We start from the raw sequence: 19,975 nt of genomic DNA on the forward strand, positions 1-19,975 counted from the left end.
TGTAAACATATTCGCGCTCGGCTTTATCGCGCTCCTCCGGCTTACACCCGGTAATGATCGATACGAAGCGGTTTCTCGATCGTCTCTCGTCAGACCGCGGCGCGGACTTCGAGTTCGGGGCCGATCTGACGAACGTGGAGATCCGCGAGGTGGCCAGATCGCTCAAGGCCCAGGGACTGTGCGGTCGTCGGATCGCGGAGCAGCGGCTCGGTCCGTAGTTCATCGCCAGCGACCGGTACGGCGAGCGCGAACTCGACCTCCTCGAAGAAGCCGCCGACGAGGAGTACGCGGATCTCGATGTGTGCGTGCGGACTCGAGGTGCCGAGTGCAGTCGGCTCCGCGGCGGCTATAAGCGATCTCGATAGCCTCGTCCGCCCGATCGGGATGGCAAACGCCTAAGACGAGCGCTCGCCACCCTCCGGTATGGAATGGCGACTCTTCGCGAACCTCGCAGAGGCCGCCGGCACCAAGCGCGCCGAGGTCGACGCGGCGGCCGGTGACACGCTCGGTGACGCCTTCGAACGGCTCCTCGGGGCCCATCCCGACCTCGAACCCACCGTCGTCGACTCCGACGGCGAGCTGCGAGAACACATTCGGCTGTTACACAACGGCGACGACCCGTTCGCGAACGGTGAAGGGTTCGACACCGTCCTCGAGGCGGACGACCAACTCGCGCTGTTCCCGCCCGTCAGCGGCGGCCGCCGGTGATGGATTAAGCCGGCGTTTGACGTCTCAGAAGAGATTCATCTTCGGATCGCCTGTGTACCGATCGACGATGTCCTCCGACAGACGGACGCTGCTTCGACGGACCGCGCTCGGCATCACCGCTGTGCTCGCGGGCTGTCTCGATCGAAACGGACCGAGCGACGGGGACGAAGACGGAAACGTCGACTCGGACGACAAGCGTCCAACCGTCGAGTCGTCGGACACGCTTTCACTCGCATCCAATATCAGTCGTCCGTGGTGGGACGACGGAAACGAGGTCGGCCACGCGGTCCTCATCGACGGCGACGAACGCCAACGGGCGGCCTTCGAGTGGCTCGATCCCTCCGAACCCCAACGCGAGAGGGTGGGGACGTTCCTCTCGGGGATCGACTACGCGACCGAACGAGCACTCCTCGTCGAGTCGGTGGGGCCCAACGCCTGTTACGATCGACTCGAAATCGACTCGATCCGGGTCGAAGACGGGACGCTCCGAGCGGACGCGACGGTTTCGAAGCCGGACGCCTCGATGGGTTGTGCGGAGGTGATCACGTTTTCGTCGGCGGTCGCCCGGATCGCGTTCGAGGGGACGCCGCCGGACACGGCCACGGTCGAGGTGACGAACGGCTGGGAGGAGACGACGACCGTCCGAGCCGACATCGACGATCCGATCCCCTGACCGGCCGTCGGCTCCGATCACTCGATATCGATCCCGGCCGCCCCAGGTTCCATTTCGGGTCGCTCCTCGACCGTCACGGTGATCTCGTCCCCGCCGGTGACTCGGACTTCGTATCCATCGTAGACGAATTCGGTCGTTATCGCCGAGGCCCCCGTTCGTCTTCGACCGAACAGCTTATTTAGCGCGTCGGACTCAACGTAGTAGTACAGCGGGGGGAGGGCCGTCGTGTCGACGTTCGCCGTTTCCGCCACGGCTTCGATCACGGTTTCGCTGACGGCGGACTCGCCGTCGGTATTTATGTCGGGAACCATGATTGTCACCATTTTCGGTACGTTTCGTGTGTATAAACCGTTTGTGGCGAAAACTCACCGCGTTATTCAGCCACTTCGGTGTTTTATACTCCGATTTCGGGCGAAATATCTGTACTATCCACACTTTTGACGCTTGATTTCGCCCTGCAGTTGCTCGTTCGAATCGATCCCGTCGAAAAACGCGTCTGCCGGATCGTTCGTTCAGTCGTCGGCGGGCGCGGCCGAATCGCCCGCAGAGACGCCGGTTCCGGGTCCGACGTCGATGTCGAGTTCGTCGAGCTTTTCGTCGGTGACGACGCCGTCGATCCAGCCACGCACGTCGTAGTACTCGGCTTTCATCTCGTCGAGTTCGACGAGGCTGCCCTCGACGCCGCCCTGTCCGGGGACCGCGCCCTCGGCTCCCTCGACGAACCGCGCCGGGAGGTCGTCGTCCCCGCCGTCGAACCCGTTGAGGTTGTTGTAGTAGCGTTCGAGGGCGTAGATGCGTTCGCCCGCGGTCAGCAGTTCGTCCTCGGACACGTCGCGGCCGGTCATGCCGTTGTACTGGAGGACGTACTCCTCGATGCCCTCTGCGAAGGCGTTGAACTTGCAGATGTCGAAGCTGTCGGAGATGGCGTGCATGTCCTGGAACGTTGCGGTGAGCTCGCCTTTCCCCTCCCACTCGACGGGGTCGACCTTCTCCGGGATACCCAGGATTTCGGCAGCCGGCGTGTATCCGCGCAGGTGGCACGCGCCGCGGTTCGAGGTCGCGAAGGCGATGCCCATCCCTTTCATACAGCGGGGATCGTAGGCGGCGATCGTCTGGCCCTTCACCGCGAGGGAGTTGTCGTGGGCGTCCATGCGATCGGCGACGCGACGGGGGCCCTCCGCGAGCAGATCCGCGAGCTCGCCGTCGCGGTTCGCGATCCGCGTGAGCATCTCGATCATCTCCTCAGAGTCACCCCAGTCGATCCCCTCACCGAGGTCGTCGAGTTTGCCTTCCTCGGTCATCTCCATCGCCATCGCGAGCATGTTGCCCGCCTCGATGGTGTCCATGCCGTGGTCGTTGCAGCGCTGGAGCATGAGCGCGATCTCGTCGCGGTCGGTGTGTCCCGAGTTCGGACCGAGCGCCCACGCGGACTCGTACTCGTAGGACTCGGTGCGGACGTTCATCTCCTCGCCCTTGTGCATCACGTCGACATCGACTTCCTTCTTGCAGGCGACCGGACAGGAGTGACAGGTCGGCTCGTCGACGAGGATGTTTTCGCGGACGTTCTCGCCGGATACCATCTCGGCATCGAACGCCTCGTCGTCGCTCCGGAAGCCGCCGCCGCGGGCGTCGCCCGTTGAGGTGAACTTGCCGTTCCTCGTCGGCAGCCCGGACATCTCCTCGGTCGCGTTCATGAGGACGTTCGTCCCGTACAGCGAGAGCCCGCCCTCGTTGGGCGCGGTCACGTCGGACTCCTGGATGAGCTGCATGGCCTGCTTGTGGCCCTGCTTGAACGTCTCCGAGTCGGCGGGTTTCGGCATCTTCGTCGTGGATTTGACGACGACGGCCTTCAGGTTCTTCGAGCCCATCACGCAGCCGGTGCCGCCGCGGCCAGAGGCACGGTCGTCCTCGTTCATGATGCAGGCGTACCGGACGCCGTTCTCGCCGGCCTCGCCGATACCCATCACTGAGAGGTTCCTGCCGTACGCGCCGCTGACTTCCTCCTCGAGGGTATCTCGCGTCTCGTGGAACCCCATCCCCCACAGATGCGAGGCGTCGCGCAACTCGACCTCGCCGTCCTCGACGACGGCGTAAACGGGCTCGTCCGCTTTCCCCTCGAACAGCAGGCCGTCGAAGCCGGCCCACTTGAGCCGAGCGCCGGACCAGCCGCCGTGGTGGGAGTCGGTTACCGTCCCCGTCAGCGGCGATTTCGTACAGACGGCGATCCGACCGCTCATCGTCACTTGCGACCCCGTTAGCGGCCCGTTCATCAACGCCAGGAGGTTCTCCGGGCCCATCGGGTCGACGTCGGGGCCTTGATCGAAGACGTACTTGACGCCGAGCCCCCGTGCGCCGATATATTTCTCCGCGTCCTCCTGATCGATACTCTCGTAGTCGACGCTTTCGTCCGTGAGGTCGACGCGCGCGATGTGGTCGTGAAATCCACCTAAATCTGTCATAGTAATCGTTAGCACTAGCTAGTGGCGCGCCATCGTGGTAACAATTGCCACTTCGACGTAACTGATGTACGTTACGTCGCTGGCGTTACGCCGGTGGGGCGAGCAGATGCGTGTCGCGGTACGAATCGCCGTTTTGAAACCCTCGAGCGCGTAGTGGCGGGCGTGACACACCTCCCAGCCGCCCCGAGGCCGCTCCGGTACGCCGGCGCGCTCGGCTGTGCGATCGTGATCCTCTACGGGTCGATCATAGAACCCGGCGACGGGGTCCCGCCGACCCTTTTCGGGATCGAATTCACCGTCTATTTGCACGTCACCGCCTACGCGGGTTTCACCAGCGCTATCGGGTACGCTGTGCTCTCGGCGGACCGTCGGACGCTCCTCGTCGCCGCCGCGATCGCGGCGCTGTACGGTGTGGGCGTCGAACTCGTCCAGGGAACGCTCCCCTACCGGACGATGTCCGCGCTGGATATGCTGATAAACGCCGGCGGGGCGACGGCGGGGGCGGCGTGTTGGTGGCTCGTCGCGCCGCAGTTCGGGGGCAACCGCGGCGACCGACCGACCGCCGAAGCGTAGCGTAGCGGGGCTTTCGACACGGATTTACGGCCCGCCCGGCTAGTCCGGCCAATGAGTCAGCCGACGCCGGAGGTCTACGAATCGGGACGGGGGATGGACGCCCACAACGAGGTGATGCGCGAGATCCGGGCGCGAAACGATCGGAGCTACGACCCAACGGAGCCGACCCGGGTGTGGCTCGACGAGGACAACACGCCCGAGGGGGTCCGAGACTCGCTCACAATCATCCTCAACACCGGTGGCTGCCGGTGGGCCCGCGCGGGCGGGTGTACGATGTGCGGCTACGTCGCCGAATCGGTCGACGGCGGCAGCGTGGGCCACGAGAACCTGATGCGACAGATCGAGCACTGTCTCGACCACGGGACGGACAACGCCGACGAACCGGCGGAGCTCATCAAGATCTACACCTCCGGATCGTTCCTCGACGAGCGAGAGGTACCCGCCGAGACGCGCGCGGCGATCGCCGAGACCTTCGCCGACCGCGAACGGCTGGTCCTCGAATCGCTCCCGGACTTCGTCGACCGCGGGAAGCTCGCCGAGTTCACCGACCGCGGCCTCGCGGTCGACGTGGCGATCGGACTCGAAACCGCGACCGACCGGGTCCGCCACGACAGCGTCAACAAGTACTTCGAGTTCGCCGACTTCGAGGCCGCCTGCGCCGAGGCGCGCGCCGCCGACGCAGGCGTCAAGGCCTACCTGCTGATGAAGCCGCCGTTCCTCGCCGAACCCGACGCCGTCGCGGACATGAAACGCTCCGTCCGACGCTGTGCCGCCGTCGACGGCTGCCACACCGTCTCGATGAACCCCTGCAACGTCCAGCGCTACACGATGGTCGAGGAGCTGTATCACGACAGCGGCTACCGACCCCCATGGCTGTGGTCGATCCCCGAGGTGCTCGAAGCCACCGCCGACGAAGACGTGCTCGTCGTCTCCGACCCCGTCGGCCACGGCTCCGATCGCGGCCCGCACAACTGCGGGGACTGCGACGACCTCGTCCAGCGGGCGATCAAGGATTTCAACCTCCGACAGGATCCCTCGGTGTTCGAGGAGGTCTCCTGTGAGTGTGAGGCCACCTGGGCGTACGTGATGGACGAGGAGACGGCGTACAATCAGCCGCTGGTGCGGTAGCGGTCGCCGCTGTTTTCGACGCTGTTGGAATGGTTCGTGTACCGAGCAGTGCAATCCCGCGGTACTCCCCGGTGGGAAAGTTAAAGTCCACCAGCCCGTTATCCGCACCCATGCGCGTGTTTTCCTCGCGAAGAGCTCGATGGCGAGGGATTCTCGCTTCGGTTCTCGTGGTCGCTGTGTTCGCCGTAGTGTACGTCTCTATTCGTCGGTTCGCCCCCTTCATCTTCGACACGCAAGCGCTCCGTACGTGGATCGCGCAGTTTGGCATCTTCGCGCCGCTCGTCTTCATCGCGATACAGGCGGCACAGGTCGTCATTGCGCCGCTCCCTGGTCAGATCCTCGCGCTCATCGCGGGCTATCTCTTCGGATCGGTCGCCGGCACCGTCTACAGCCTCGTCGGCGTCCTGATCGGCAGCGTCATCGCATTCAGTCTGGCAAAGCGGTACGGTCGCCCGTTCGTGGAGGATATCCTTCACGAAGACGTGATAACTCGCTTCGACGAGTTCGTCGATACGGTGGGACTTCCGGGGCTCATCGCCTTCGTCATCATTCCGGGGCTCCCCGACGACGCAGTTTGTTTTCTGAGTGGACTTACGAAATGGCGGCTTCGAACCTTTATAAGTGTCATCGCTATCGGACGTCTGCCCGCGTACGTTCTCACCGTCTACGCCGGCGGGGAATTTGCGAGCGGACGATTTCTCTCCGGACTACTGCTGGTTGGGATCGTGGTCGGGTTCTCGGTGGTCGGCTATTATAAACAGGAGGCGATCCGAGACGTGATACAACGTCTCGATCTCACGTTTCGGTCGGGCTAGCTCGGATCTCCCGTTGCGAGGATCTCCCAAGGCTCCCTCCACACGTTCCGCCCGGCGAAAGACAACCTTATCTCTGTAACTGAACATTCATTCAGCATGGCCCCTCCCGACGTCGCGACACCCGATTCGGCGGATTCCACGAGCGAGCGTGACTCGGCCGAATGAGCGGCACGAGCCCCCGCGATCGCGCCGTCAACGTCACCGACGGTGAACTGATCAAACCGCTCGTCGTCCTCTCGATTCCGATTATCCTCACGAACGTGCTGCAGGTCGGCTACAACCTCGCCGACACGTTCTGGGTCGGCCGACTCGGCCAACCGGCGGTCGCGGCGCTGTCGTTCTCGTGGGCGATCGTCTTCTTGATTATGAGCCTCTCGCTCGGCTTCTCGGTGGCGGGAACCGTGTTGGTCGCCCAGTACAAGGGCGCGGGCACGATCAACCGCGTGAGCCGGGTCGCGGGCCAGACGATCACGATCATCATCGGCGTCTCAGCGGTGTTCTCCGTCGTGGGCTTCGCGCTCGCGCCGCTGTTGCTCGAGTTGGTCGGCGCGGTCCCCGGCTCCGCCGAACACCGATTGGCCGTCGAGTACACCCGAACGATGTTCGTCGGCATCCCGTTCATCTTCGGCTTCTTCGTCTTCCAGTCGCTGCTGCAGGGGTGGGGCGACACGCGGACGCCGCTGTACCTCATGGCGTTCGGCGTCGCGCTGAACGTGTTCATCGATCCCTTCTTCATCCTCGGGTTTCAGGACAACGCCCTGTTCGCGTGGGTCGGACTGGAGGGGTTAGAGGCGACGCTGTACGAGGCGACCGGGTTCGCCGGCTTCGGCGTGCAGGGCGCGGCGCTGGCGACGATCGCCGCTCGCGGGATCGGTGCGTCGATCGGTTTTTGGCTGCTGTTTTCGGGCTCCGTCGGCATCGAACTCTCTTTCTCGGATCTCCGCCCCGAGACGGAGACGATCCGCACCCTCGTCCGCATCGGCGCGCCCGCGAGCGTCGAGGTCAGCACGAGCGCGCTGAGCGTGACGGTGCTGACGGCGCTCGTCGCCATCGCAGGCTCGGACGCCGTCGCCGCCTACGGGATCGGCTCGCGGGTAACCTCGATGGTCGTGCTGCCGGCGCTCGGACTCGCCCGCGGCGTCGAGACCGTCGTCGGGCAGAACCTCGGTGCCGAGCAGGTCGACCGCGCCAAACGCGGCGTCGCCGCTGCGGTGGTGATGATCACGGGCAGCCTGCTGCTATTCAGCGTCGCGATCTACGTCCTCGCGGATCCGATCATCGGGATCTTCATCGAGGGACCGGGCGCGGCGGTCGTCACCCGGATCGGCGGGGAGTACCTCCGGATCGTCGGCGCGACGTACGTCTTCTTGGGTGTGTTCTACGTCGTACAGGGCGGCTTCCGCGGGAGCGGGAGCACCCGGCTCGCGATGATCTTCGCGTTCTTCGGATTCATCGTCTTCCGGGCAGCGTTTGCGTACCTGCTCGCGGTTCCCGGCGGCTTCGGCGCGACCGGAATCTGGTACGGCGAGGCGATCGCGAACGTCTCGATGATGCTGCTCGCGGGCGGGTATTTCCTCCGTGGAACGTGGGCGAATCGCGTGATAGACCACTCCGACTCGGAGACGACGGCGTGACGATCACTACTCGAACGCTTTCAGAATTCCCTGGCCGTCCGTCGGGGCGATGTCCGGGAGCGTGGCGCGCTCGGGGTGCGGCATCAACACGGCGACGGTATCGCGTTCGCCCATGATCCCCGCGACGTTGTGCTTCGAGCCGTTCGGGTTGGCCTCGTCCGTGACCTCCCCATCGGCGTCGCAGTACCGAAAGAGGACGCGGTCATCGTCCTCCAGCGTCGCCAGCCGGTCGTCGTCGATCTCGAAGCGCCCCTCGCCGTGGGCGATCGGGACTTCGATCACGTCGCCTTCCTCGTAGGCGGCCGTCCACGGCGTGTCGGCGTTTTCGACGCGCAGATGAACCGGCTCGCACTGGAAGCGGGCGCTCCGGTTCGTGGTGAACGCGCCGGGGGTCAGCCCGCTCTCGGAGCCGATCTGCGCGCCGTTACAGACGCCGAGCACCGGTGTGCCTGCGTCGGCGGCCGCTTTGACCTCGTCGAGGATCGGGGTCCGGGCGGCCATCGCTCCGGCCCGGAGGTAGTCGCCGTAGGAGAACCCGCCGGGGATGACGACGCCGGACGGATCGTCCGGAAGGCCGTCGGCGTGCCAGACGATCTCGGCGTCGATCCCGAGGTGATCGAGCGCGCGAAGGGCGTCGCGGTCGCAGTTCGAGCCGCCGAACCTGATGACGGCGACGGTCACAGTGAGCCCTCCGCGGGCGAACAGAGCGTGGCCGTTATGGTGGTGGCGACGGTCACAGCGAACCCTCCGTGGGTGAGCCGAGCGTCGCGGTTATGATGATCGAAACCGTCATCTACGCCTCGACGACCTCCACCTCGTAGTCGTGGATGGTCGGATTCGCGAGGAGCCGTTCGGCCATCTCCGCGGCTCGCGCTTCCGCGGCGGCATCGTCGTCGGCGTCGAGATCGACTTCGAACCGGTCGGCCGATCGGAGGTCGTCGAGTTCGAATCCGAGCCGTTCGAGCGCCTGCTGTGTGGTCTCGGCCTCGGGATCGAGGACGCCCCGCTTCAGCCGGACGGTCACGGTCGCCGTGTAGGCGGTCATACGTGAGGTAGCGCGTTCGTGCGTCAAAACGGTTGTGGGTTCGTTTTGTTGTACACGAACGTGGGTATTCACTCGGCGATCGAGCCGATCACTCGCTCGTGCGCCGACCACAGATCCGCCGTCTCGACCGCCGCTTCGACGACGATCATCCGACCGTGACGCGACACCGACTCGATGTCGAGCGATTCCTCGCGGCCGGACACCTGCGTGGTGAGGTCCCACAGCTCCCTCGCCGACAGGGCCCCCGGGTCCGCCGCGACGCCGTACTGAACGTGGCTTCGTCGGTTCCCCACGCTCAAGGCGACGCCAAGCGCCTCGGCGTCCCGGACGACGGCCTCGACCCCGCTCGAACCGTCGAGCCGGTCGAGCAGCCGCGAACGCGTTTCGCCGCCGAGCGTCGCGTACGAGACGGCGTCGCCGGTCAATTCCGCTGCCGACTCGTCAGCCACCGACCCCGGCGATCGGTATGCGCCGCGTTCGATCGACGCGTCGACGTGCGCGAGGGCCTCGTCGACTCCTCGCCCGTAGCCGAGGACGACCCTGGACCCGCCGACGGCGGCGGCGCACGACGATGGAGCGTGCGTGAATCGCTCGAATCCACCGCCACCCGCGGTCGGGGTGTCGCCGAACTGTTCGGCTCCCCGTGCCACCAGTTCCGTTTTCAGCGTCTCGCCATCGAACGCTCCGTCGGCGATCGCACAGCCGCCGACGATCCGTCCGGCCTCGACCGCTACGCTCGCCGATACCGGCCCGAACTGCGCGGCATCGAGCGACGGGTGGCGCTCTCGGAAGTTCGCCCAGTGTCGCTCGGCGGGCGGCGGAAGTCCCACGCGGGCGCGCAGCGCCGGATCGACTCTCGCCGCGATCGTCGTGTCCGCGCCGGCCGCGAGGTCGGTATCGTACAGCGCGTTGGGGGCCGGTGCGCTGGCCGATCCCGTCCCGAACAGCCCCGTGAGCGTTCCTCCGGCCGCCACAGCGGCGACGCCGCGGAGGAGCGACCTTCGGGGGCGCATCAGTTCGCGACCTCCCCGGACGGCGTCTGAGTCGGGGCCCCGCTCCCGGACGCCGGGGGCCGCGGCGGCGACCCGGGCTGTGTCGCCCCCGGCGGTGTCGACTCGGCGGGCGTGTACGGCTCCTCGGGACCGTCAGTCAGGACGCCGAGGACGTTTCCGAGCAGCTGCTCGTTGTCCGCGCGGTTGTAGTTGAACGGTCGAACGATGTCCGCGTCGCCGATCACGACGACGTTACCGTTCTGGACCGCAGCGGCGTACTCGCCGGACTCTCGCGTGGTCGAGTAGTGCGTCTCGCCAGCGGCGGTCACGGCCGCGTTCGCGCCGTGGCTCTCGATCGGCGTGGCCCCATCGAGGACGACCCGGTCGACGCCGGCGCCGAGGTCGCCGCCGGTCCCCTCGGCGTAGACGCGCTGGTAGTTCGCGTCGTTCTCGTGCATGTTGTACAGATAGCCTTCGCCGACGGCCATCCCGAACCGCGAAGTGAGTTCGTCGATGTTCGAACGCCCCATCGCGCTCGCCGAGTCCGTGGCGAGCGCCACCGGGCCGCCGGCGTCGGCGAACGCCGCGATGGCCTCGTGATCGTCCTCGCTGAACTGCGACCCACCGACGATCAAGAGCGCATCCGCATCGGCCAGTTCGGCGTCCAGTCCACCACCGGCGGTCGCGGTACCCGTCGGGCCGGCCTGCGCGCCGACGATGGTCGCCGGCACGCCGACCGGGACGGTTCCGCCGCCGCCGTGGATCCGGACCTCGTGTCCGTGGGCGACCAGCGCGTCGACGACCGGTTCGAGTTCGCTCGGATCGCCGTTCGTCGAGATGAGCACCGTCCGAGACGGCCCCTCGTCGAACTCGATCGTCCCGGATTTCGGACGCAAGTTGGACTCCTCGACCAGCTCCTCGGAGGTGAAGTACTCCTTCTCGACGGTCGCATCGCTCCGTTCGGGCGGCGTGTCGGCGACGACGAAGCCGGCGACGGCGGCCCCGACGACGACGAGTGCGAGCGCACCGACGAAGACGCCGAGCCGTTTGCCTCGACCCTCAGGCATCCGTTCTCACCTCCCCGTTTCGCCGGTCGTCATCGGCGGCCGTCGTCCCCTCGCCTGCAGTCGTCGCGATCGTCTCCTGCTCCGGCAGCGTCCCGTAGAGGGCGAGCGGCACTGGCGTTCGAACGCCAGGAGTTGGATCGAGCATCGCTTCGACCTGCGCGGTCGCGGTCGAGTTGGCGTCCGCTTCGGCCAGGATCGGCAGTTCGCCGACGTCCGGCGTTGTGTCGAGTTCGACGACCTCGTAGCGGTCGAGCTCGGCGCGCTCGGCGGCGCGCTGGATCGCGGTGTCGGTCGTGCCGATCTCGTCGATCATCCCGTTGTTGATCGCCTTCTGACCCGGATACACCTTCGCGTAGGCCAACTCCTCCTCGGTGAGCTCGAGGGTGTCACCGCGGTGTTCGAACACGGTTCCATAGAACCCCTTCACCATGATGTCCGCCATCTCGATGGCTTCTTCTTCCGTGTAGCCGCCGGATTTGTCCGGCCCCGACTGGATCGCCGTGCCCGTCGCACCCCCCGCGTCGATGTACGCGAAGTTGATGCCGACGCTGCCGACCATCGCGCTCGGATTGGCGACGATCGCGTCGGCCGGCGCGCTCACGTAGTAGCCGCCAGAGGCGGCGATCTGCGGGACGCTGACGACGAGCGGCATCTGTTCGGCCGTGCGCTCGACCTCGAGCGCGAGCGATTCGGTGGCCGATAGCCCGCCGCCGGGCGTGTTGACCTTCAAAACGACCGCCTTGATCGACTCGTTCTGTCGAGCCGCCTGTAGCTGTTCTTCGACCGGTTCGGCGGTTATCGGTGCTATCGTCGCGCCGATCTCGATGACGGCGACTTTGTCTGTCGTCTCCCCATACTCTTTCGCCGCCCCGTACGCGGCCGGTGCGGCGAACGCACCGACGAGTAACGCGACGACGATGATAACTGTGTACGACCGACTCACTGTGTGGAGGGCTGATCGTACGCGGGCAACCAATTTTGCCATGCGGTACAATTTGACAGTTCGGGCAGAGGGTTAAATAACCCCGTGCGTACAGCTCGGTTTTGCGCCATCGACGACCGCAGAGTCGGGTGCTTCGTTTCACTTCGACGCACGCTCGACGGCGCGCTCGACGATCGACCGCGGAAATCGTTTTCGGGTCGTTCGTGGTCTCACACCACCCCGGCTCCCGCGAAGGCGAGATAACAGATCACGACGAGCGCCGCCGAGTGCAACAGCGCCTCGTATCGACCGCGCGAGGCGCTGCCGGCGAACCAGCCGCACGCGAGCATCGTCGCCTGGGTGACGAGGTAGAACCGCCAGCCGTCGCGTTCGGCGTCGATCGCGCGCGGATCGATACCGACCGCCACGCTCTCGGGAGTGGCCAGCAGGTGCGCCATCCCGTCGAGGACGTACGCGTTCACGGCGACGACGAGCACGACGATCACCGCCGCCAGCGCCCACCCGACGACGACGTAGACCAACATCGCCGATCGGAGCTTTCGCCGCTGGTGGTACAGCGAGCCGACCTCGACCTGTAGCGCCTCGAACGTCGTCTCGACGTCGCTGCCGACCGCTAGCGCGCCGGTAAGGAGCCCGATCGTCTGCGCCGCGAGCGGCGTCCCCACGCGCTCGGCGAACCGATCCAGCGCCTCCCGCTGAGTGGCCGCTCCCTCACTTCCGGTCGTCAGTCCGAGCCGGAAGGCGAGATCCGAGATGTCGCGTTGGAGCGGGCCGAACGACTCCTCTCTCGCGACGGTCTCGATCGCGACACCGAACGGCGTTCCGAGCCCGACGTGTCCGGCGACGACGTAGACGAAGTCGCGTAGCGACCGATCCATCGCGTCGTCGAACTGCTCTCGCTTGATCGCGACCGTGCCGACCGGAAAGCCGTACGCTGCGTAGCTCAATAGGACGACGTTCGCGACCGGCGCGTCGAGCAGCCACAGGAGCCACGCCACGCCCACGGCGGGAAACGCGAACACGAACGCCGCGCTCGCCGGATTCGTCGTTGCGGTTCGCACCGTGCCGAGTCCCGTCGGTCGCTCGTAGCGCCGACTATGCGTCGACGGCCGCAGTTCGGCGACGAGAAGCGCGCCGGCCAGTCCGATCGCGAGGATGAACGCCACGCTCCCGTAGACGAGTATCGAGCGGATCGACGGGGCACCCAGAATGCCGATGTCGACCGTCGCCGACAGCTCCGGCGTGAGGACGCCGACGACCGTGACCGCCACGACGAACAGCGCGGGCAACACGAGCAACACCACGAACAGCTCGGCGAGCAGTTCCAGGTAGTCGCCGGATCGTTGGCGGGCCTGCGACCGCCGGTGTGACAGCAGTTGCGACTCCATCCGCAGATACTCCTCCAGCGAGTCCGACCCCTGGCTGGCGTGTTTTCGGAACTGCAGCAAGAACGGTGAGAGCAGCTCTCTCGACGGGGTCTCTTTGGCGACGCGACGGAGGCCAGTGTCGAGACTGCCGGTCAGCGCGGCCGTTTCGAGTACCCGCTCGAACGAATTTCCCGTCTCGCCGTAGGCGTCCTGCGTGGCGACGTTTCGGAGCATCTCTCGCCGGCTCTCGCTCCCGTCGGCGAGCGTCCGCAGGTGGCGAACCGCCCCAGGAACGGTTCGTTCGATCCCCGCCCGGCGGGCGTTCGACCGCCAGCGCAGGCGCGTTCCTCCCGCCGCGATCGTGAGTCGCTTCGCGAGCGACCCCGCCGTGACGGCGACGGCGGCGACGGAGTATTCCGACGGGATCGACCGACCGGCGAGCGCTCCCGGACGATCGCCGCCGAGCGCGATCGGTTCGGGGCCGATCAACGCGAGACCGAGGGCGGCGGTCGCGGCCGTGAGGCACGCGCCGACGATCCACGACAGGCCGTAGAGCCGCGAGAGATACATCTCGAACGAGACGGCGCGGTTCGTCCCCCGGTATCGCTCCCGGCCGATGCCGTGCCGCGACCGACCCGCGTGTCGCGAAAACAGCGCGTACAGCCCACGATCGATGCGGCTCCAGATCGTCTCCGACGTACGGTCACTCATCGGCTCCGGCTCGCTGTCGGTGGATCCGCTCGATCGTTGCGGCCTCGTTCGTCCGGAGATCGTTCAAGAATCCGAAGAGCGCATCGCGGTCAGAGATCCCCTCACGAACCAGGTACTCGACGTATCCGTGCTTCCGGTGGAACTCCGCTTCGACATCCGCGAGGGGACGGTCCGTTCGCGCCGCGAGGCGCTCCAGCGTCCGACACGCCTGCGTGCTCGTCGGATCGCCGAGCTTCGGATGCCGGTAGGCGAACTCCCAGTCGCCGTCAGCGGTCCGATCTACGACCCGGTTGTAGTGGATCGCGCCCCCGGTCGTCGCTATCGTCTCCGTCGCTCCGTCGAGCCGCTCGGCCTCCTCCTCGGAGAGTACCTCGACCGCCGTCTCCACGTGGCGATCACCCTCAACGGACGCCGGGACGACGATGAGATCGATCTTCGAAAGCAGATGCGCCGGGACCTGCGCTCCAATCCGATCGAGAAGCGCGCCGACGCTCGCCGCTCGCGTGGTTCCCAACACGCCGTGACCGGTGCGCAACGCCGCGCCGAACGTCCCGAACGACGCCGGCGAGTCGATCTCGGCGATGACCTCGATGTCCGGATTGAGATCGCCCGTCTCGTCCATCAGATCCGACACTGAGACGTGCTTGAATTCATCTCGGTGCTCTCGCGTCACGAGTGACACGCCGGTTTCGTGTGGGACGAGCACCTCACCCGATCCGCCGTCGATGCTTATCGGGCGGGCGTCGTACCGGACGAACGGCAGGTGCGCGTTGAGCAACGTGGTCTTTCCGGCTCCCGTCGGCCCCGAAAAGAGCACGACGCCGGCGTGTTCGTACAGCATCCACAGGAGCGTGACGAGCTCCGTCGGCATCGAATCCGATTCGATGAGATCGACCGGCGTGAGCGCCTCCGGGGCCTGCTTTCGGATGGAAACGTACGGGCCGCCCTCGGAGACTGCCGGCAGCGCGACGGCGCATCGCATCGGCTGCTCGATCCCGTCCGGATCGACGGTGAGCGTCGCGGTGGGTCGGTTCGCGGAGAGTTCGATTCCGTCGTCGGCCGCCAACTGCGTGACCACGTTGACGAACGCCGCCTCGGACTCGAAGACGAGGTTCGTCGGCTCCCGCCCGCTCCCACGGGGAACGACCTTGATTCGTTCGCCGACCCGGTTCGCCTCGATATCCTCCAGGTTCGGATCGAAAATCGGCACCGTGAGCTGGCCATAGCCGACCAGATCCCGGAGAACGTAGTAGACGAGGTCGTCGACGCGACCGTCGGCGAACCGCCGATCGACTGACGGAACCGCCAGCCCGTACGCCGCGAGCGCCGCGCGTACGCGACGGCCGAGCGTCCGAACCCACTCGCCGGCGTTTCTCGCCGCTAGCCGCCTCGACACGAGCTGTCGGCTGCGCTCGTGAACGGCTCGCAGTCGGTTTTCGAACGCCGCGTCGTCGTCGAGTCCCTCGATCCCGCCGTCCCAGATCTCTGCTTTGCACTCGGCGATGAGTTCGTCGTCGCCGGGGAGTAGATCCGGTTCGAGCACCGCGTACTTCCGCTCGAAGGGATCGCCGCCGAGCACCCGTTCGCGGTATCGGACGACCGGGAGTTCGTAGCCCGCGAACTCGACGGTGTACCGTTCGATTCGCTCCGCGGTGAACCGTTCGGCGAACGCCGCGTCCTCGATCCCCGTTGTCGCGGGCGCGTAATCCGTGAGGTGTACCGCCAGCTCCTCCCCCGTGTCGTCGCTGATCTCGACGGCCGCATCGAGCGCGTGCGGCGTCAACCGCCCCAGACACCGAAGCTCGGCGAGCGCGTGGTAGTCGACGCGCCGACGGCCGGCCGGTCGCGACGACGTGAGCCGATCGATGATCCGCTCGTAGCGCTGGCCGAAGCCCGCCTCGAACCGCGCTGCGGTCCCCTCTCGCGTTCGCGGGCGACGCAGTTTCGCACCGGCGAAGTGTTCGGTGATCGCTCGCAGATCCGCCGTATGGGCGGCCGAAAGCGACGGCTCTCGGACCGCGTAGACGAACTCACCTCCGTCGGCTTCGACTGTCGCGACAACGCCCGGGACGACTTCGTACTGATCGTACACGTCGGGTGCGTACCACGCCTCGCGATCGTCCGGCGGCACCGGTGCAGATACTATTGGTATGTGGTCGCCCATCCGTTTCGTCCTGTCCCCCGATTTTATATAAATTCTCGTGGCGTAACGGAGGCGGACACGCGATCGAATCCTCCGCCGCACCGCGCCGCTCGAGATCCGTTCCCCTGCGTCTTTTTGCGTCTCGCCCACGCAGTACCGATGATGACCGACGATTCGGAGACGGCCTTCGCGGAAGAGCGACGAAGCGCGCGGAAACTGCTGGGCGACGAGTCGATCACCGCGTTCTACCTCGGCGTCGTCCGCGACGGTGAAACCGCCGACACGACGTTCGCACAGACCGCGGACGACCCCGAGCAGGAGGGGTTACAGGCCCTGTCGTTGCTCGCGACACACGTGCGGATCGTCGCCAACGAGGCGGGCGTTGATCCCTCCACCGTCGCCGGAGACGCCGCGACGCTCGCCGGCCGGATGGAGGAGCTGTCGCCCGGGGAACTGGCGAGCGTGGAGAACGACGGGGACGCGGATTCGTAATCACCGCGCTCGCCCCCAACTCACGAGACGACCGGCCGGTTTTATGCGTGCTGTTCACTAACATGGACGTATGTCCCAACAAGTGCAGAAAGAACTCGAGGTCGACAGATACACGCTTGGACTCGTCGGTCCAGAGCAGAAGTGGGCGGGCACGGTGGCGGACGGCGGAACGGTGCGAACCCACACGCTGCCGGCGTGTTGGGGGCCGATGATCACGCCGGAGTTCCGCGGCGGCCACGAGGTGACGCGTCCGATCAGAGTCGAAAACGCCGAGCCGGGTGATGCGCTCGTCGTCCGGATCAAAGACGTCGAGGTGACGAGCGTCGCGACCAGCACGGGCAGCATGCGCGAACGCGAGGGGGCGTTCGGCGACGATCCGTTCGTCGACCACGTCTGCCCGGAGTGCGGTACGAAGTGGCCCGAAAGCGTCGTCGAGGGGACCGGTGAGGAGTCGATCCGCTGTGCGGAGTGTGGCGCGAACGCCTCGTCGTTCGGCTTCGAGTTCGGCTACACCGTCGCCTTCGACGACGACCGGACCGTCGGCATCACCGTCGGCCCCGAAGGGGCGTCGGATCTCGCCGACCGGGCCGACGAGGCGATGGCGCTCCCTGACCACTCCCGACAGCACCCGATCCTCCTGTACAAACCCGACGAGATCCCCGGAACGCTCGGCCGGCTCCGGCCGTTCATCGGCAACATCGGAACGACGCCTCCGCGAGAGTTCCCCGATTCGCACAACGCCGGGGACTTCGGGCAGTTCCTGATCGGCGCGGAGCACGACTGGGGGCTCCCCGACGAGGCGGCGCTTTCGGACCGCACCGACGGCCACATGGATTCGAACGACGTCCGTCCCGGCGCGACGCTCATCTGTCCGGTGAAGATCGACGGCGCGGGGCTGTACGTCGGCGACCTCCACGCGAATCAGGGCGACGGCGAACTTTCCCTGCACACGACCGACGTGAGCGGTCGGACGGAACTGGAGGTCGAGGTGGTCAAAGACGTCGGCCTCGAGGGGCCGTTGCTGTTGCCGAACGAGGCCGACCTCCCGAACATCGCGAAACCGTACACGGACGCCGAGCGCGAGGCCGGCGACGACCTTGCCGCCGAGTACGCCGTCGGCGATCTCGCAGACGCCGCGCCGATCCAGTTCGTCGGCTCCGGCGCGACGATCAACGACGCGACGCAGAACGCATTCGATCGCGCGTCGACGCTGTTCGGAATGACGGAGGGCGAGGTCCGCGCCCGGTGTACGTTCACCGGCGGCGTCGAGATCGCCCGGCTGCCGGGCGTCGTCCAGCTCTCGATGCTCGCGCCGATGGAGCTGCTCGAGGCGTGCAGCCTCGACGGCGTCGTCCGCGAGCAGTACGGCCTGTAGACGGCCGCTGCGCCGTTACCGTCGGCCGCCCTGCATCGCGGGGAACAGCTGAATTCGGGCGTCCGGCGGGCAAGCGTCGTCGAGGTCGGCGCGCTCGCCGTCGACGAGGACTCGCACGCTGGTTCGAACGTCACCGCTCTCATCGAGCACGTCGCGCCGTGCTCGCGGATACGCCTCGAGGAACCGTTCGAGGGCGTCTGCGACGGTTTCGACGGTCCCCTCGTTCGATGCCGCCGGCTCCAACTCAATGGTCTTCTCGCCCGTCGCCGATCGAAGTTGGCCGTAGACGGTGAACTCCATGCTCGTCGATACACGGTCGGCTCGCAAGAAACGGGCGGTGTGTGGCCGTTACTCGACGCTTTCGCTCGAAACCGCCTCGCCGAGACCGTCGACGGGGCGATCGGCGAGCATCTCGTCGACCGACCCCGGCAGGCCGAACTGGTAGCCGCTCGCGTCGGCGTCGTCGCGAAGCTCCGTCCGGCCGTGGTAGACGGAGACCGCCTTGTCGAGGTGGAGTCGGACGGCCTCCAACAGCGCCTCCGCTTCGAGCGGTTGGCCGCGGCGCTCCAGCTCCTCGACGTTCGCGCCGGGCGGCGCATCGAACGCTCGCTGGGTGATGATCGGTCCCTGATCGAGGTCCGTCGTCACGTAGTGAGCCGTGACGCCTGCGATGCGAACGCCCTCCTCTCTGGCCTGTCGGTACGGCTCCGCGCCGGGGAACGAGGGCAGAAGCGATGGGTGAATGTTGATGATCCGGTCCTCGTAGCGGAAGACGACGTTCGGGCTGAGGATGCGCATGTAGCGCGCCAACACGATGAGATCGGTATCGTACTCGTCGAGGAGGTCGAGGAGGTGCTCCTCGTCGGGGCTGCCCTTCTCGTCGCCGATGTCGTGGAAGTCGACGCCGTAGTGGTCGGCGAGCGGTTCGAGGTCGTCGTGGTTGCCGATGATGACGCTGATGTCCGCCCCCAGTTTCCCGTCCGCCCACGCCTCGAACAGCGCCTCCAGACAGTGCGATTCCTTGGTGACGAGGACGGCGATGGTCTGGGTCTCGCGGTCGGCCGGGAACCGGACCTGAATGTCGACGCCCAACTCGTCGCCGAGCTCCGCGAGCGCTTCGCGGAGTTCCGCTTGAGTACAGCTCATCTCGGCGGTGTCGACGGTCATCGTCATCCGGAAGACCCGGTCGCGGACCGCCTGGTCGAGGTCCTCGATGTTGATGTCGCGCTCGAAGAGCAGCGTCGTCACGCGGGCGATGAGCCCGGTCGAGTCCTCGCCGACGACCGTGATTTCGGTGTACTCCCGGCTCACGACCGCCACCTCCGCGGGGGTTCGACGGGTGGAGTCATACTACCGTTTGGGAGCCGGGGTTTCAAAAGGGCGACGTTCCGCGTCGGTCTGCAAACGGCGTGTTCGCGGTCGGCGCGTCGATTCGACCCGACGCTCAGAGCCGGTTTTCGCGGCCGGGATCGACGTCGATGGCGTCGACCGGGCAGACGTCGACGCAGAGCATGCAGTCGATACACTGGACCTCGTTCGTGGGATTGGCCTTGATCTCGCTCTCGGGATGCCCCGGCGAATCCACCCATTCGAAGACGTCGACCGGGCAGTCCTCCAGACACGCGCCGTCGGCGAGACAGATGTCGAAATCGACGGCGACGTGCGTGCCCCGGATGCCGAGTGTCTCCGGCGGATCGGTCGGTCCCCAGACGTCGACGCCGTGCTCTCGGCCCTCGCGTTCGCGGTTCTCCTCGAAGTTCGGATCGATACCCATTCTACGTTCTCTCTGTGTCCCGCTCGACGTAAATACTTGCCCGAACGGGACGGTGCGGCCCCCCGTCGATTCCGAC

General features: G+C 66.4%; 21 protein-coding genes. 9 read left to right on the top strand and 12 right to left on the bottom strand.

The annotated features are described in order from the left end of the window. Positions 1–53 precede the first annotated feature (53 nt). The 3 genes from DM868_RS15295 (at position 54) to DM868_RS05505 (ending at position 1,381) form a co-directional block, all read left to right on the top strand. Entirely contained in the window at positions 54–218 is a 165-nt protein-coding gene (locus DM868_RS15295) for a hypothetical protein (protein WP_222845483.1), read from the top strand. A 205-nt stretch (positions 219–423) separates the two neighbouring features. Next, positions 424–708: a ubiquitin-like small modifier protein 1 gene (locus DM868_RS05500; RefSeq protein ID WP_137275852.1), complete on the top strand. Its 285-nt coding sequence runs from the start codon at positions 424–426 to the stop codon at positions 706–708. Between the two features lie 67 nt (positions 709–775). Further along, complete coding sequence (locus tag DM868_RS05505; protein WP_137275853.1) at positions 776–1,381, top strand: hypothetical protein; 606 nt, start codon at positions 776–778, stop codon at positions 1,379–1,381. A 17-nt stretch (positions 1,382–1,398) separates the two neighbouring features. Here DM868_RS05505 and DM868_RS05510 read toward each other — a convergent pair whose 3' ends face one another. Both DM868_RS05510 and DM868_RS05515 read right to left on the bottom strand, forming a co-directional pair. Next, a complete protein-coding gene (locus DM868_RS05510) occupies positions 1,399–1,692 on the bottom strand; it encodes a HalOD1 output domain-containing protein (protein WP_246049039.1) in 294 nt (97 codons plus the stop codon). A gap of 201 nt (positions 1,693–1,893) precedes the next feature. Next, positions 1,894–3,840, bottom strand: coding sequence for an aldehyde ferredoxin oxidoreductase family protein (locus DM868_RS05515; RefSeq protein ID WP_137275855.1), 1,947 nt, complete (start codon positions 3,838–3,840; stop codon positions 1,894–1,896). A 162-nt stretch (positions 3,841–4,002) separates the two neighbouring features. Here DM868_RS05515 and DM868_RS05520 point away from each other — a divergent pair, with 162 nt between their 5' ends. From DM868_RS05520 to DM868_RS05535, 4 genes are all read left to right on the top strand, one after another. Further along, complete coding sequence (locus DM868_RS05520; protein WP_170964437.1) at positions 4,003–4,413, top strand: VanZ family protein; 411 nt, start codon at positions 4,003–4,005, stop codon at positions 4,411–4,413. A 51-nt stretch (positions 4,414–4,464) separates the two neighbouring features. After that, complete coding sequence (locus DM868_RS05525) at positions 4,465–5,541, top strand: archaeosine biosynthesis radical SAM protein RaSEA (protein ID WP_137275857.1); 1,077 nt, start codon at positions 4,465–4,467, stop codon at positions 5,539–5,541. Between the two features lie 110 nt (positions 5,542–5,651). Further along, positions 5,652–6,356, top strand: coding sequence for a TVP38/TMEM64 family protein (locus DM868_RS05530; RefSeq protein ID WP_137275858.1), 705 nt, complete (start codon positions 5,652–5,654; stop codon positions 6,354–6,356). Positions 6,357–6,517: 161 nt separating this feature from the next. Further along, a complete protein-coding gene (locus DM868_RS05535) occupies positions 6,518–7,990 on the top strand; it encodes an MATE family efflux transporter (RefSeq protein ID WP_137275859.1) in 1,473 nt (490 codons plus the stop codon). Positions 7,991–7,996: 6 nt separating this feature from the next. Here the strand turns inward: DM868_RS05535 and purQ are convergent, their stop codons facing one another. The 7 genes from purQ to DM868_RS05570 form a co-directional block, all read right to left on the bottom strand. Next, positions 7,997–8,671, bottom strand: coding sequence for a phosphoribosylformylglycinamidine synthase I (purQ, locus tag DM868_RS05540; RefSeq protein ID WP_137275860.1), 675 nt, complete (start codon positions 8,669–8,671; stop codon positions 7,997–7,999). 112 nt (positions 8,672–8,783) lie between these two features. Next, positions 8,784–9,035 (bottom strand): phosphoribosylformylglycinamidine synthase subunit PurS, encoded by a 252-nt coding sequence (gene purS, locus DM868_RS05545; RefSeq protein WP_137275861.1) that lies wholly within the window; start codon positions 9,033–9,035, stop codon positions 8,784–8,786. A 68-nt stretch (positions 9,036–9,103) separates the two neighbouring features. Beyond that, positions 9,104–10,048, bottom strand: a complete 945-nt coding sequence (locus DM868_RS05550) for a hypothetical protein (protein WP_137275862.1) — start codon at positions 10,046–10,048, stop codon at positions 9,104–9,106. Then, positions 10,048–11,094 (bottom strand): hypothetical protein, encoded by a 1,047-nt coding sequence (locus DM868_RS05555; RefSeq protein ID WP_137275863.1) that lies wholly within the window; start codon positions 11,092–11,094, stop codon positions 10,048–10,050. The genes DM868_RS05550 and DM868_RS05555 overlap by 1 nt, the downstream gene beginning before the upstream one ends. Beyond that, complete coding sequence (locus tag DM868_RS05560; RefSeq protein ID WP_222845484.1) at positions 11,087–12,037, bottom strand: S49 family peptidase; 951 nt, start codon at positions 12,035–12,037, stop codon at positions 11,087–11,089. Before DM868_RS05560 ends, DM868_RS05555 begins: the two co-directional genes overlap by 8 nt. Positions 12,038–12,246: 209 nt before the next feature. Beyond that, positions 12,247–14,115 carry a type II secretion system F family protein gene (locus DM868_RS05565; RefSeq protein WP_137275865.1) on the bottom strand — a complete coding sequence of 623 codons (1,869 nt, stop codon included), beginning with the start codon at positions 14,113–14,115 and terminating at the stop codon, positions 12,247–12,249. Next, the gene (locus DM868_RS05570) at positions 14,108–16,279 is read right to left on the bottom strand and encodes a type II/IV secretion system ATPase subunit (RefSeq protein ID WP_137275866.1); all 2,172 of its coding nucleotides are present in this window, start codon (positions 16,277–16,279) and stop codon (positions 14,108–14,110) included. Before DM868_RS05570 ends, DM868_RS05565 begins: the two co-directional genes overlap by 8 nt. A 141-nt stretch (positions 16,280–16,420) precedes the next feature. Here DM868_RS05570 and DM868_RS05575 point away from each other — a divergent pair, with 141 nt between their 5' ends. Together DM868_RS05575 and DM868_RS05580 are read left to right on the top strand one after the other, a co-directional pair. Continuing rightward, on the top strand, positions 16,421–16,750 hold the full coding sequence (locus tag DM868_RS05575) for a hypothetical protein (protein ID WP_222845485.1): 330 nt from the start codon (positions 16,421–16,423) through the stop codon (positions 16,748–16,750). A gap of 70 nt (positions 16,751–16,820) precedes the next feature. Continuing rightward, entirely contained in the window at positions 16,821–18,125 is a 1,305-nt protein-coding gene (locus DM868_RS05580) for an acetamidase/formamidase family protein (protein ID WP_137275868.1), read from the top strand. A 15-nt stretch (positions 18,126–18,140) separates the two neighbouring features. On the opposite strand, the gene DM868_RS05585 is transcribed toward DM868_RS05580, so the two are convergent. The 3 genes from DM868_RS05585 to DM868_RS05595 all read right to left on the bottom strand — a co-directional run bounded on the left by DM868_RS05585 (position 18,141) and on the right by DM868_RS05595 (position 19,899). Further along, positions 18,141–18,425 carry a ubiquitin-like small modifier protein 1 gene (locus DM868_RS05585; protein ID WP_137275869.1) on the bottom strand — a complete coding sequence of 95 codons (285 nt, stop codon included), beginning with the start codon at positions 18,423–18,425 and terminating at the stop codon, positions 18,141–18,143. A gap of 48 nt (positions 18,426–18,473) precedes the next feature. Further along, positions 18,474–19,436 carry a formyltetrahydrofolate deformylase gene (locus DM868_RS05590; RefSeq protein WP_137275870.1) on the bottom strand — a complete coding sequence of 321 codons (963 nt, stop codon included), beginning with the start codon at positions 19,434–19,436 and terminating at the stop codon, positions 18,474–18,476. 133 nt (positions 19,437–19,569) lie between these two features. Continuing rightward, complete coding sequence (locus DM868_RS05595; protein ID WP_137275871.1) at positions 19,570–19,899, bottom strand: 4Fe-4S dicluster domain-containing protein; 330 nt, start codon at positions 19,897–19,899, stop codon at positions 19,570–19,572. Between the last annotated feature and the right edge of the window lie 76 nt (positions 19,900–19,975).

The sequence above is a fragment of the Natronomonas salsuginis genome (assembly GCF_005239135.1).
Taxonomy (GTDB): domain Archaea; phylum Halobacteriota; class Halobacteria; order Halobacteriales; family Haloarculaceae; genus Natronomonas; species Natronomonas salsuginis.